This is a genomic window from Streptomyces sp. NPDC013157, assembly GCF_042899865.1.
Classification (GTDB): Bacteria; Actinomycetota; Actinomycetes; order Streptomycetales; family Streptomycetaceae; genus Streptomyces.
In genome coordinates this window covers 341,524-354,917 of record NZ_JBIBAK010000003.1, presented here as the reverse complement: position 1 = coordinate 354,917, position 13,394 = coordinate 341,524, and the positions used below count along the sequence as shown (strand labels likewise).

Here is a 13,394-nt window from a genome sequence, read left to right as displayed (position 1 = left end):
CCGCGCCCCTTTGGGGCGCGTTACAGGGCCGTCAGTTTTTTCGGTTCCGTCGGCTGGCGGGGGAGCAGGGTGGGGTCCAGGGCCAGGACTGCCGCCACCGGGTGTTCCTCGTCCGGTTCGGGTGCCGGCGGCGGGGTCACCCGGGTGAGCAGGACCACGCCCCAGGAGGCCAGGCCCGCTCCCGTCAGGGCGAGGAGGATGCCCCAGGCTCCGTCCTGGAGGCCCTGGCCCAGCAGGGTCAGGCCGATGACCGCGGCCGCCATCGGGTTGGACAGGGTGACGACCGCGAGCGGGGCGCCCAGGCCGCCGCGGTAGGCAGTCTGGGAGAGCAGCAGGCCGCCCACCGCGAACGCGGCGACCAGCAGGGACACCACGATCACCTCGACGCTCAGGGCCGGACCCGAGCCGTCGGTCGCCGCCACCGTCACGGTCTGCGTGAGGGCCGAGGCGACGCCCGAGGCGAAGCCGGACGCGGTGGCATGACGCAGGCCCGGGCGCGCGCCGGGGCGGGACAGGACGCCGATCAGGGCGGCCGTCGTACCGGCCACCGCGAGGGCTTCGGTGAGGCTCAGTACCTGGTGGGGTGCGGGGCCGGAGGCCGTGACCAGGAGGGCGCCGAGGCCGAGCAGGGTCAGGGCGGTGCCCCGCCACTCGCCGGCGGTGACCCGGCGGCCTGCCACCCGGGCGCCCATCGGTACGGCGGCGACCAGGGTCAGCGCGCCCAGCGGCTGTACGAGGGTCAGCGGGCCGTACTTCAGGGCGACGACGTGCAGCAGGGCGGCACCGGCGTTCAGGCCCACCGCCGCCCACCAGGCACCGGAGCCGAGCAGCCGCAGCAGGCCCGCACCGGCGGTCTTCGAGGCGAGGCGCTCCTGGGCGACGGCGGCGGCCGCGTAGGCGACGGCCGACACCAGGGAGAGGACGACGGCGATCAGGGCCGCGGCGCTCATCGGCCCGCCCCCACCAGTGCGGGCTCCTCGGAGACGAGGTGCCGGGTGCCGCGCCCGGCCGTGCTGGCCGTGCGGTGCGGCGGGTGGATCAGGGCGAGGGCGGCGCCGAGCATCGCGGTGGCGACGATCGCGTCCAGCCAGTAGTGGTTCGCGGTGCCCACGATCACGAGGAGGGTGATCGCCGGGTGCAGCAGCCACAGCCAGCGCAGGCGGGAGCGGGTGGCGACGATCAGGCCGATCGCGACCATCAGGGCCCAGCCGAAGTGCAGCGAGGGCATCGCCGCGAACTGGTTGGAAAGGTGGTCGCTGCTCGGCGGGCCGTAGACGGAGGGGCCGTAGATCCGGGCGGTGTCGATCAGGCCGGTCGCGGCCAGCATGCGGGGCGGGGCCAGCGGGAAGGTGAACGGCAGCACCAGGGCGGCCGCGGTCACCAGGGCGAGGACCCGGCGGGCCCAGACGTAGTGCGCGGGGCGCCGCAGGTAGAGCCAGATCAGAAAGGCCAGCGTGGCCGGGAAATGAACCGTGGCGTAGTAGGTGTTGGCCAGGTGGACGAGGGTGTCGCCGTGCAGCAGTGCGGACTGCACGTCGACCTCCGAGGGCAGGCGCAGCGTCCGTTCCAGGTCCCAGATCCGGTGGGCGTTGTGCAGGGCCTCGGCGGTATGGCCGGTGGCCAGTTGGCGCCCGAATTTGTAGACGAGGAAGAGCCCTGCGACGAGCAGGAGCTCACGGACGAGCGGCGGCCGGGCTATCGCGCCCGGCTCCGCTGCTGCCGGCTCGGACTGGGATCTCATCCCAGGCCCCCTCACTGACGGTGGTGCTGTGCGAGTCCCGGACGGTGCCCGAACTCTTCGATACGGAAGCGTACCGATACGCCACTGTACCGATACGGTGGAGTACCGGTACGCCACTGTACCGATACGGTGGAGTACCGGTACAGTGGCGTATCGATAGACGTAGGCCACACTGGTTGTAGGTTTCCGCGCCGGCCGAACGGCGGGCGGGGCGGAAGTGATCCGCAAGTGATGCGCGAGTGAGGAGAAGAGCACATGACGTCGCAGGCCGCGGACGGACCGGAGACGGTCGCAGCCTCGCGCCGCTCCAAGATCACGCCGGAGCGTGAGCGGGAGTTCTTCGACGCCGTGCTCGAACAGATCCGCGAGTGCGGCTATGACTCCGTCTCCATGGAGGGGATCGCCGCCAGCACCCGATGCAGCAAGTCCACCCTCTACCGGCAGTGGAAGACGAAGCCGCAGTTCGTCGCGGCCGCGCTGCGGGCCAACCGCGAGGTGCGCTTCGCCGGCGTCGACACCGGCTCACTCGCCGGGGACCTGCGTGAGGTGGCGCGGGTCGCGGGCGACTGGTCCCGCAAGGACACCAAGCTGCTCTCGGCGCTGGGCCACGCGGTCCACTCGGACGAGGCACTGGCACAGGCGTTGCGCGAGGCACTCGTCGAACCCGAGATCGCCGCGCTCCAGCAGATCCTGCACAGCGGCGTCGTGCGCGGCGAGGTGCCCGAGGGCCATCCCGCGCTGGACTACGTGCCCGCCATGATGTTCGGCGTCCTGCGGGTGCGGCCCGTGCTCACCGGCGAGTACGCCGACGCCGACTATCTCGTCCGCTTCGTGGAGGCCGTCGCGCTGCCCGCACTCGGACTGACCTGAGACCCAGGCCGCCGTCCACGGGATGACTGGACGGTGACCTGCTCGCGCCGCACCGTGGGGACGGGGGCGGCGCGCACCCCCCGGCCGGGTGGGGTGCCCCTTTGAGCGGAGGGGCGCTCCACCCGGCCGACTGCTGTTCCGGGACCGGTGCGTGGTGTGCGGGTCAGACGTTCGAACCGCTGCCGCTGCCCGAGGACACCTTGATACCGCTGGTGATCGTGTCGATGACCGACTCCTTCTGGCCGACGTCGACGCCGAACCGGACCACCACGATCTGCTGGGCGTTCGCGGGCGACGGGAAGGCCAGCGACTCGACGTAACCGTCGGCGCCCTTGCTGGTGATCGCCTTCCAGCGGACCATGTACCCCTTCTGCCCGGCCACGGTGACCGCCTTGGAGGCCAGCACCTCGTGCGAGGTGATCGAGCCGTAGGTCTTGCCGCCGTACGACTCCGTGGCGTTGGCCGAGATGTCCGCCTTGGCGACCTCCTCGGCCGTGTCCCCCTTGGTGCCCAGCACCACCGCGGGCGCCGAGTAGGCGCCGCCGGCGGTGCAGGTCTGCGAGGTGTCGCCCGGGCACTTGTAGGAGTCGTCGGAGCTGACGTTGGCGCCGTAGCTGATCGCCTGCCCGGTCCAGCCGTCCGGCACCGGGATGCTGATGGCGTTGATCGAGTCCGACACCGTGCCGCCGCCCTTGACCTTCGGCGCCTCGGACTGCCCCGGCGACGGCGACGCGCCCCCGTCGGTGCCACCGGATCCCGAGCCACCGCCCGACCCGCCGAACGGGAAGCCCTGGCCGCCGTTCTGCCCGCCGTTCTGGCCCTCGGGGCCGCCCTGGCCGAAACCGCCCTGGCCGCCCGAACTCTGCTGGGAGGCCTGCTGGCCGCCGCTGCCGTTGCCGGTGAGCGCCCACGCGCCCACCCCGATCGCGACGAGGACCGCCACGGCGACGCCGACGGCGATGCCGGTAGGCAGCCCGCGCCTGGCGGGGGCCGGCGGCTGCGCCGGGTACCCCGGATAACCCGGGTAGGCACCGTCGGCCGGGTACGCCGGGTACGCCGGGTGGGCCCCGGCGGCCGGCTCGGGCCCGTCGGCCGGCGGCTGCGGCGGGGGACCCCAGTCCGCGGCCGACCCGGCGGGCCGGGTCTGCTCCGTCCAGGCCTTGCCGTCCCACCAGCGCTCGGTGGCCGGACCGTCACTTGTCTGCCCGGGATCGGGATACCACCCGGGGGGAGTCACCTGCGTCATGCTCCTACCGTATGAGGCATCGGTGAAAGTCGGATGAGAGGATCCGGCGATGTTCGCACGAGGCGATCCGGTACGCGCGGGACGCCTGATCCGGCACGCCTCGGACGAGGTGAGCCGGCGTCATCCGGCACGGCCCGGACGGGGCGAACCCGCGTCGTCCGGGCGTCGGACGGGGCGAGCCCGCGTCATCCGGACGGTCGGACGGGTTGGACGGCGTGCTGCGGGTGGGGTGGGCGCGGACGGCTCATTCGATCCGCAGCCGTACCGGCGGCCCCGGTGCCGGCGGCGGCAGGCGCAGTCCGTTCCGTCCCGGGGTCAGCGAGCCCAGGACGCTCGGGTGCCGGGCGCCGGTGGCGGCCGGGAACGTGCCCGCGAGGCCGTGTGCGGTCAGGAAGCCGAGGACCGCGAAGGCGTACGCCTCCTTCGCCGCCGCGGGCAGCCCGAGTTCGTCGGAGACGCGCACCGGGATCTCCGGGAGCAGGCCGCGCAGCATCCGCATCAGCACCGGATTGCGGGTGCCGCCGCCCGAGGCGACCACCTCCGTCGCCGCCACGCCTCGCACCGCGTCCGCCACCGTCCGGGCGGTCAGCCGGGTGAGGGTGGCCAGCGCGTCCTCGGCGGAGATCCCGGCGGGCGCCCGCCAGTACCCGGCGTGGAACAGCTCCTTGCCGGTCGTCTTCGGCGCGGGCAGCGCGTAGTACGGCTCCGTCAGCAGCTCCTCGAGCAGCGGTCCGTGCGGGCGGCCGCGCGCCGCCAGCGCCCCGTCCACGTCGTACGTCAGCCGGCCGCCGGTGAACTCCCGGACCGCCGCGTCCAGCAGCGCGCACCCCGGCCCGGTGTCGAAGGCCGTGCCGTCGGGCGCGGTGAGGTTGGCGATCCCGCCGAGGTTCAGCGCCACCGGCGTCCCGGGCCGCCCGCGCAGCCACAGCAGGTCGACCAGGCTCACCAGCGGAGCGCCCTGGCCCCCGGCCGCCACGTCCCGCGACCGCAGGTCCGAGACGACCGGCAGCCCCGTCGCCTCCGCGATCCACGCCGGCTGCCCGAGCTGGAGCGTGCCGTGCACCCGGCCGCCGTCCACCCAGTGGTAGACCGTCTGCCCGTGCGAGGCCACCAACTCGGCACGCCCGCCGCACAGTTCCCGGTCGGCCCGGACCGCGGCCGCCGCGAACGCCTGCCCGATCCGGGTGTCCAGCAGGCACACCCGCGCCAGCGGCACGGCGGCCGGCGGCAGCGCCCCCGCGAGCGCCTCCCGCAGCTCCTCGTCGTACGGAGTGCTCACCATCCCCAGCGGCTTCAGCAGCAGCGTCCCGTCCGCCAGCCGCAGCTCGGCCGCCGCCGCGTCCACCGCGTCGTACGACGTCCCGGACATCAGACCGATCACCAGCAATGTCTCAACCCGCCTTCGTCTTCGGCTTCGGCGACCCGACCAGCGCGAGGACGCTGACCGCGCAGGTCGCCGCCGCGTAGTAGCCGGGAACGTCGAGATCCCCGGTGCGCCGCACCGCCTCCGTGATGATGAGGCCCGCACAGCCCGAGAACACGGCATTGGACAGGGCGTAGGCGAGTCCGAGGCCCGTGCAGCGGGCCCGCGCCGGGAACATCTCGGCCAGCAGCGCGGGCCCCGGCCCGGCCATCAGCCCCACCACCGCGCCCGCACCGCACAGGGCCGCGCCCTTCACGGCGGCCGGGGTTCCCGGGTCCCGGAGGAGGTGCAGCAGCGGCAGCGCCAGCAGCACCACGAGCCCGGCGCCCGCCAGCATCACCGGCCGCCGCCCCACCCGGTCGCTGAGCAGCCCCGCCGGCAGGATCGCCGCCGCGAACCCCAGGTTCGCCACCACGGTCGCCAGCAGCGCCTGCCGGAAGCCGGTGTGCAGCGCGGCCTGGAGGTACGACGGCAGCACCACCAGGAAGGTGTACCCGGCCGCCGACCAGCCCATCACCCGGGCGACGGCCAGTACGATCGCCCGCAGCGGCACCCGCACGGCGCGCCCGGCGCCCGCGGCCGGCTCCCGGAACTCCGGTGTCTCGTCAAGACCGATCCGCAGCCACAGCGCGAGCGCACCCAGCGGCAACGCCAGGAGGAACGGCAACCGCCACCCCCAGGAACCGAACTGATCGGCCGTCAGCAGCACGGACAGCCCCACCGCCGCCCCCGCCCCGCCCAGCAGCCCCAAGGCCACGGTGAACGACTGCCACGCCCCGTACAGCCCACGCCGCCCCGGTGGCGCGAACTCGGTCAGCATCGCCACCGCGCCCCCGAACTCCCCGCCCGCCGACAGCCCCTGAACCACCCTCAGGAACGTCAGCAGCCACGGCGCGACCGCACCGGCCTGCGCATACGTCGGCAGCACGCCGATCAGCGCCGTCGCCCCCGTCATCAGCGCCACCACCAGGATCAGCACCGGCCGCCGGCCGAGCCGGTCCGCCATCCGGCCGAACAGGGCCGCACCCATCGGACGGAAGAAGAACGCCAGCCCGAACGAGGCGTAGGTGCGCACCAGCCCCTCGGCCGCGCTCGCGCCCTCCGGAGTGAAGAACCGCTCGGCGACGACGGTCGCGACATAGCCGTAGACACCGAACTCGTACCACTCGATGAAATTGCCGACCGAGCCCGCCGCGAGCGCCCGGAGGTTCCGGTTCCGCTCCGGCGCTGCCCGATCTTCGAAAGTCAGCTTCATGTCCCTGCCCGTTGACGGTCCGTTCGCTGCACAGCGGCAGGTCGGAGCCGTCCCGCGTCGCCCTGCCGCACCCGCTTTCACCCGTCACGGCAACAGCTGCCCGGACCCGCCTCCGGACAGCCAACAGGACGGCTACGCTCGTGGTCTGTACGTCGTTCGGGCGACTTGGGGAGGTAGCAGGATGACGGAGGAGCAGCCCCCGGGAGGCGCCTCGGCTTCGCTCTGGGAGCGCGAGGAGGAGATCGCCGCCGTCGACGAGGCGCTCGACGTCCTGTGCGCCGACCGTTCCACCTCCGGGAACCTGCTGGTGATCCGCGGCGAGGCCGGGCTCGGCAAGACCGCGCTGCTGGCCGAGACCCGCCGCATCGCCGAACGCCGGGGCTGCACCGTCTGGTCCACCCGCGGCGTGGAGACCCTGCGCAGCGTCCCCTTCCACGTGGTACGGCAGCTGTTACAGCCCGCCCTGGTCTCCCTGCTGCCCGAGGAGGCCCGGGAGTACCTCGGCGACTGGTACGAGATCGCCGGCCCCGCCCTCGGCATCACCGACCCCGGAGACCGCCGGGCCGACCCGCAGGGCGTCTGCGACGGCCTGGTCGCCGCCGTCCGCCGGCTCGCCAAACGCGACTGGCCGCTGGTCCTGCTGATCGACGACGCGCACTGGGCCGACCAGGAGACGCTGGCCTGGCTCGCCGCCTTCGTCGAGCGCCTCGACGACCTGTCCGTCCTGGTCCTGGTGGCCCGCCGCCCCGGCGAGGTCAACGGCGACAGCGCCCGCTACCTCGACGCCGTGGCCGCCGCGGCCGGCCGGCCCGTCCGCACCATCAGCGCCCTCACCCCGGACGCCACCGCCGGCCTCACCCGCGCCGCCCTCGGCGAGCACGCCGACTCCCCCTTCTGCCGCGAGGTCTGGGCCGTCACCGGCGGCAACCCCTACGAGACCGTCGAACTCCTCGCCAAGGTCCAGGACAGCGAGGTCGAACCCGTCGAGGCCCGGGCCGGCGAACTGCGCGCCCTCAACCGGTCGGCCAGGGGCGGCGGCCTCGTCACCCGCCTCGAAGGCCTCGGCGTCGACGCCACCCGGTTCGCCTGGGCCGCCGCCATCCTCGGCACCGGCATCTCCGTCGGTCTCGTCGCCCAGCTCGCCAGCATGGCCGTGGACGACGCCGAGCGCTGCGCCGAACTCCTGCGCACCGCCCGTATCCTCACCGAGCCCGACCCGGCCGGCTCCCGGTCCCACACGGGCGACCTGGAGTTCGTCCACCCGCTGATCGCCACCGCCGTCTACAACTCCATCCCGCCCGCGATGTGCACCGCCATGCACGGCATCGCCGCCCAGATCGTCATCGACGACGGCCGGGGCATAGCCGAGGCCTCCCGCCATCTGCTGAAGGTGCACCCGGACGACGACGAGGAACTCGTCGAACAGCTGCGGGACGCGGCCAAGGAACACCTCGCCGTCGGCGCCCCGGACGCGGCCCGTCGCTGCCTCGAACGCGCCCTGCGCGAACCGCCCCTCCCCGACGTCCACGCGCGCGTGCTCTACGAACTGGGCTGCGCGACCCTGCTCACCAAGCCCGCCGTCACCATCGGCCATCTGCAGAGCGCTCTCGGCATGCCCGGTCTCTCCGGTCCCGAACGCGTCGACGCCGTCTTCCGGCTCTCCCAGGCCCTCCTCCACAACGACCAGCTGGAGGAGGCCGTCCGCACGGTCGAGGCGGAGGCCGCCCGGCACGAGGAAGGGCCCGCGAAACTCCGGCTCCAGGCCGTCCAGTTCATGTGGGAGGGCATCGCCGGCGAGGCCGTCTCCCCACGGCGCTCCGAGCGGCTCGCCGGCCTCGCCGCCACCTGCACCGGCCGCGACAACTCCGAGCGTGCCCTGCTGATGCTGCGCGGCTTCGACCTGCTGATCCAGGGCGAGAGCGCCGAGGAGGTCGTCGAGCTGTGCGACCGCGCCCTCGTCAACGGCCGGCTCGCGCCCGGCCTCGGCTGGACCGACACCGAGTGGGGCATAGAACTCCTGCTGATGCTCGCCAACTCCTACGTCTACACCGATCGCCTCGACCGCGCGGAGAGCCTGTACAACGAGGCACTGCGCGCCTACGAGTCGTCCGGCTGGAGCGGCGGCCACCTCGCCCTCGCCCATGCCTACGTCGGCCTCGGCCACCGGCGACGCGGCCGGCTCCGGGACGCGGAGACCTCGCTGCGGGAGTCCCTGCGGATCGCCGAGCGGGTCGGCCGCCGACTGCCCCTGTACTGGACCGCCACCTGCAACCTCATCGACACGCTGCTTGCCCGTGGCCATGTCCAGCAGGCCTGGGAGACCGCCGAACAGTACGGCTTCGCACCGCCGTACCCCTCCACGATCGTCATGCCCGACCCGCGCTCGGTACGCGGCCGGCTGCTGCTCGCCGTCGGGCGCACGGACGAGGCCGTGAACGAACTGGAGGCGGCGGAGAAGGCGGCCGCCGCGCGCGGCCACTTCAACCCCGTGGTCGTGCCCTGGGCGCTCGACCTCGCCCGGGCCCTCGCGGGCGAGGACCCGGTGCGGGCGGCCCAGCTGGCGGCCGATGCGCGGCGGCAGGCCGAGCGGTTCGGCACGGACACGGCGATCGGCGAGGCGTTGCGGTGCGCTGCCGCGCTGGAGACCGGGCAGCGGCAGGTGCGGCTCGCCTCGCAGGCGGTGGCGTATCTGGAGGCCTCGCCCTGCCAGTACGAGCACGCGGCGGCTCGGGTGGAGTACGGGATCGCCGCGCGGTCGGTGGCCGAGTTGAACAGGGGGCTGGCGTTGGCTCGGTCCTGTGGGGCGGACGGGTTGGTTGCTCAGGCTCGGGAGGTGCTGGATACGGGTCGGGGGTTGCGCTGACGGGTGCGTTGCGGGGTGCGGGTGCGTGGGGGCTTGTCGCGCAGTTCCTCGCCCAGCCTTCGGCCGGGGGTACCCCCAGCGCCCCTGAAAGGAAGGGGCGCTACAGCGCTAGAAGTTGATCAGTCACCGCTGACAGGCGTTTCTGCACTTCTCGGTCGTAGGTCGCTTCGTGGGCCCTGGCCGGACGCGTGCCGTCGAAGTAACCGCCCGTGCCCAGGTCCTGTGTCGCCAGGGCCAGTACCCCTGGCGCGCCGTCCGCCACCGTGCTCCATGGCGCCACTCCGCCCTCCCGCACCATCGCCGTGTCCATGAAGGTCGCCGGGTGCAGGACGTTCACCGCGACGCCCGAGCCCGCCAGCTCCTCCGCCAGAGCGAAGGTGTGGGCCGCCAGGGCGAACTTGGCCCTGCAGTACGCCGCGAAGCCCTGGTAGCCGCGGGTGAATTCGGGGTCGTCGAAGTCCAGGGGCTCCTGGCCGGCCGAGCCGACGTTCACGATCCGGGCCGGGGTGTTCGCGCGCAGTACGGGGAGAAGGGCTCGGGTGAGGGCCACCGGGGCCAGGAAGTTGACGGCCAGGCGCAGCTCGTGGCCGTCCGTGCTCAGTTCGCGGCCCGAGCCGGGGGCGCCGGCGCCGACGCCCGCGTTGTTGATCAGTACGTCCAGGTCGGGATGCGCCTCGGCGACCCGTGCGCCCAGCTCGCGGATCTGCGCCAGCGAGGCCAGGTCCGCGACGAACGCCTCGGCGTCGCCCTCGGTGCGCAGCTCCTCCACCAGCCGCTCGGTACGGCCGGGGTCGCGGCCGTGCGCGAGGACGACATGTCCCGAGCGGACCAGTTCGAAGGCGACGTAGCGGCCGAGCCCGGAGGTGGCACCCGTGATCAGGATGGTCGACATGCCCCCACCGTAGGCACAGCGCCCCCTCCTGTGCCTGTCCCCGGCAGGGTCACCCTTCTTCCTCCGCCAGCACCCGCTGGGCCGTCGCGAACGCCGAGTTCGCCGCCGGGACCCCGCAGTACACGGCCGTCTGCAGCAGCACCGCGCCGATCTCCTCCGGCGTGAGCCCGTTGCGCCGGGCCGCCCGCACATGCATGGCCAGCTCGTCGTAGTGGCCGTGGGCGACCAGCGCGGTGAGGGTGATCATGCTGCGTTCGCGGCGGGAGAGCGTGGGGTCGGTCCAGATCTCGCCCCACGCGTAGCGCGAGATGAAGTCCTGGAAGCGGGCCGTGAACGGAGTCTGCCGGGCCTGGGCACGGTCCACGTGTGCGTCGCCGAGCACCTCACGGCGGACCGCCATCCCGCGCCGGGCGCCCCCGTCGAGGTGGGAACGGAGCGCGGTCAGGACGGCCTCGGGGCACTGTGCGGGCGCCAGGTGCGCGGCACCCGGAAGCTCGACCAGCGTGGCCGACGGCACCGCGTCCGCGATCTCCCGCAGGTGCGGCGGCGGGGTCGCTGGATCCTGCCGGCCGGCGATCAGCAGGGTGCGGACGGCGATCTCGCCGAGCCGGTCCCGCAGGTCGAAGGCGGCGAGTGCGTCGCAGCAGGCGGCGTACGCCTCCGGGTCGGCCGTCCGCTGGTCCTCGACCAGCCGCGGCACGGTGAAACCGGGCGTGAACCAGCGGCTGGGGGCGTTCTCCGCGAGCCACTCCACACCTTCCCGGCGCACCCGCCCGGCCCGCTCCTCCCACGGCCCGGATCCGCCGAAGTGGGCCGAGGAGCAGATCACCGCAAGGTTCTCCAGCCGGTCCGGGTGGTGGACCGCCAGGTGCAGCCCGACGGCACCGCCCAGCGACACCCCCGCGTACGCGAACCGCCCGACGCCGAGCGAGTCGGCGAGCGTGAGCACCAGGCCGGCGAGGTCACCCACGGTCGCCCCCGCCCTGATCAGGTCGGGCGCCGAACCGCCGTGGCCCGGCAGGTTCCAGCGCACCACCCGGTGGGCGGTGGACAGTTCGGGCGCCACGGCGTCCCACAGGGCGTACGAGGTGCCGAGCGAGGGCCCGAGGAGCAGCGGGGGAGCCGAAGCGGGGCCCTCGACGCGGTGGTTGAGGAGGTTCTCGGTCAACGTCGCTCCAGAGCACGGTCGGTGAGCACACCGGCGGACCCGGTGTAGCGGGCGGGATCGGTCAGGTCGTCGAGGTCGACGTCCTTCAGATCGGGTTCCTCGGCGAGGAGTTCGCGCAGCGTCCGGTGCTCGGTGTGGGTGCGCCGGGCCAGCTCGGTGAGCAGCTCCTTGGCACGGGCCCGGCCGAGCACGGGGGCCAGCCCGGCGGAGAGCCGCTCCGAGACGATCAGCCCGTTGGTGAGGCCGAGGTTCCGGCGCATCGCCTCCGGGTGCACCCGCAGCCCCTCCGCCAGCTCCGCCGCGTCCCGGGCCGCGCCCCCGACGGTCCGCAGCAGATCCCGCAACGGTTCCCACTCGGCGTGCCAGGCGCCGGCCGGCCGCTCGTCCTCCGCGGCCATCGAGCCGTACAGGACGGCCGCGAGCTGCGAGGCCCGCCGGGCGGCCGCCGCGATCAGCGTGGCGCGCACCGGATTGGCCTTGTGCGGCATCGCCGAGGAACCGCCCCCGCTGCCCTCGGAGACCTCACCGATCTCGGTACGGGACAGGGTCAGCACGTCCGCGGCGACCTTCCCCAGCGCCCCGGCCGTGAACGCGAGGCACCCGGCCAGGTCGGCGATGGGCGTGCGCAGGGTGTGCCAGGGCAACAGGGGTGTGGAGAGGGCGAGTTCACGGGCGTACGCCGCCGGCAGCTCCTCGGCGTGCTCCGCGCCGTACGCCCCGAAGGCGGCCAGCGTGCCTGCCGCGCCGCCCAGTTGGGCGGGCAGCGACTCCCGGACCGGGGTCACGCGGTCCCGGGCGTCGAGGACCAGCGAGCGCCAGCCGGCCGCCTTCAGCCCGAACGTCGTCGGTACGGCGTGCTGGGTGAGCGTGCGGCCCGGCATCGGCGTGTCGCGGTGCTCGGCGGCCGACCGGGCCAGGGCCTGCGCGGTGCGGTCGAGGTCGGCGAGCACGAGGTCCAGGGTGCGGGCGGCGACCAGCATCGTCGCCGTGTCCATGATGTCCTGGCTGGTCGCACCCCGGTGCACGTACGGCCCGTACTCCGTGCCCACCGCCTTCGTCAGGTCGGCGACGAGCGGGATGACCGGGTTGCCGCCGCGGCGGGCGCGTTCCGCGAGGGCGCCGACGTCGTAGCGCCCGGGGCCGGCCGCCTCGGTCACGGCCGTCGCGGCCTCGGCCGGGGCCTGCCCCAGGGCGGCCTGGGCACGGGTGAGGGCCGCCTCCGCGTCGAGCAGCGCCCGCAGGAAGGCGCCGTCGCCCGTCGCGGCCGCGGCGGCCGAACCGGACCACCCGGGACCGAGCAGCCCGGCGTCACCGCCGCCGTACTCCGCTGAATTCACTGGAACTCCAGGAAGACCGTCTCGCCCTCGCCCTGAAGGCGGATGTCGAAACGGTAGGTCCCCCGGCGCTCGTCGGCGGCGATCAGCGTGTCGCGTCGCTCGCCCACCCGGGTGAGCAGCGGGTCGGCGGCGAGCGCCGCGTCGTCGCCGGGCAGGTAGATGCGGGTGTACAGGTGCACCAGCAGCCCGCGCGCGAACACGCACACGCTGAGATAGGGCGCGCTGCCGCCGCGGGCGCCGGGCCGCAGCGTCCGTGCGTACCAGTGGCCGTCGGTGTCCGTCTGGATCCGGCCCCAGCCGGTGAACTCCACGCCGTTGCGGCCGAGGTAGTCGCCGGTCGCCGGGTCGCGGCGGATCGAACCGTCGGTCGTGGACACGTTCCCGTCCGGGTCGGCGCCCCACACCTCCAGGAGCGCGTCGGGCAGCGGGTGGCCCGCACCGTCGAAGACGTACCCGTGGACCGTGATCGTGTCCGGGTGCCCGAGGGGCGCGATGTCCTCACCGCCGCGGAACGGCAGCGCGTAACCGTAGAACGGGCCGACCGTGTGCGACGGGGTGGGCAGCACGTTCTCCGGGCTGCTCGTGTCGATCTTCGTCAT

General features: G+C 74.0%; 11 protein-coding genes. 2 read left to right on the top strand and 9 right to left on the bottom strand.

The window, feature by feature from the left end; genetic code table 11:
- Positions 1–20 precede the first annotated feature (20 nt).
- A complete protein-coding gene (locus ACFY6U_RS11760) occupies positions 21–950 on the bottom strand; it encodes a hypothetical protein (protein WP_390037097.1) in 930 nt (309 codons plus the stop codon).
- A complete protein-coding gene (locus tag ACFY6U_RS11755) occupies positions 947–1,741 on the bottom strand; it encodes a phosphatase PAP2 family protein (RefSeq protein ID WP_390037095.1) in 795 nt (264 codons plus the stop codon). The genes ACFY6U_RS11760 and ACFY6U_RS11755 overlap by 4 nt, the downstream gene beginning before the upstream one ends.
- 255 nt (positions 1,742–1,996) lie before the next feature.
- Between ACFY6U_RS11755 and ACFY6U_RS11750 the strand changes: the two genes are divergently transcribed.
- Positions 1,997–2,611, top strand: a complete 615-nt coding sequence (locus ACFY6U_RS11750) for a TetR/AcrR family transcriptional regulator (protein WP_390037093.1) — start codon at positions 1,997–1,999, stop codon at positions 2,609–2,611.
- Positions 2,612–2,774: 163 nt separating this feature from the next.
- On the opposite strand, the gene ACFY6U_RS11745 is transcribed toward ACFY6U_RS11750, so the two are convergent.
- From ACFY6U_RS11745 to ACFY6U_RS11735, 3 genes are all read right to left on the bottom strand, one after another.
- Positions 2,775–3,857 (bottom strand): DUF2510 domain-containing protein, encoded by a 1,083-nt coding sequence (locus tag ACFY6U_RS11745; protein WP_390037091.1) that lies wholly within the window; start codon positions 3,855–3,857, stop codon positions 2,775–2,777.
- A gap of 244 nt (positions 3,858–4,101) precedes the next feature.
- Positions 4,102–5,244 carry an anhydro-N-acetylmuramic acid kinase gene (locus tag ACFY6U_RS11740; RefSeq protein ID WP_390037089.1) on the bottom strand — a complete coding sequence of 381 codons (1,143 nt, stop codon included), beginning with the start codon at positions 5,242–5,244 and terminating at the stop codon, positions 4,102–4,104.
- 4 nt (positions 5,245–5,248) lie between these two features.
- Positions 5,249–6,535 (bottom strand): MFS transporter, encoded by a 1,287-nt coding sequence (locus tag ACFY6U_RS11735; RefSeq protein ID WP_390037087.1) that lies wholly within the window; start codon positions 6,533–6,535, stop codon positions 5,249–5,251.
- A 181-nt stretch (positions 6,536–6,716) separates the two neighbouring features.
- Between ACFY6U_RS11735 and ACFY6U_RS11730 the strand changes: the two genes are divergently transcribed.
- Positions 6,717–9,398, top strand: coding sequence for an ATP-binding protein (locus ACFY6U_RS11730; RefSeq protein ID WP_390037085.1), 2,682 nt, complete (start codon positions 6,717–6,719; stop codon positions 9,396–9,398).
- Between the two features lie 100 nt (positions 9,399–9,498).
- On the opposite strand, the gene ACFY6U_RS11725 is transcribed toward ACFY6U_RS11730, so the two are convergent.
- Genes ACFY6U_RS11725 through pcaG form a run of 4 tightly spaced genes read right to left on the bottom strand, consistent with a single transcriptional unit; the run spans position 9,499 to position 13,394 of the window.
- On the bottom strand, positions 9,499–10,290 hold the full coding sequence (locus tag ACFY6U_RS11725; protein ID WP_390037083.1) for an SDR family NAD(P)-dependent oxidoreductase: 792 nt from the start codon (positions 10,288–10,290) through the stop codon (positions 9,499–9,501).
- A gap of 49 nt (positions 10,291–10,339) precedes the next feature.
- Entirely contained in the window at positions 10,340–11,458 is a 1,119-nt protein-coding gene (gene pcaD, locus ACFY6U_RS11720; RefSeq protein ID WP_390037081.1) for a 3-oxoadipate enol-lactonase, read from the bottom strand.
- On the bottom strand, positions 11,455–12,795 hold the full coding sequence (pcaB, locus tag ACFY6U_RS11715; RefSeq protein WP_390037079.1) for a 3-carboxy-cis,cis-muconate cycloisomerase: 1,341 nt from the start codon (positions 12,793–12,795) through the stop codon (positions 11,455–11,457). The genes pcaD and pcaB overlap by 4 nt, the downstream gene beginning before the upstream one ends.
- Complete coding sequence (gene pcaG, locus ACFY6U_RS11710; RefSeq protein ID WP_390037077.1) at positions 12,792–13,394, bottom strand: protocatechuate 3,4-dioxygenase subunit alpha; 603 nt, start codon at positions 13,392–13,394, stop codon at positions 12,792–12,794. The genes pcaB and pcaG overlap by 4 nt, the downstream gene beginning before the upstream one ends.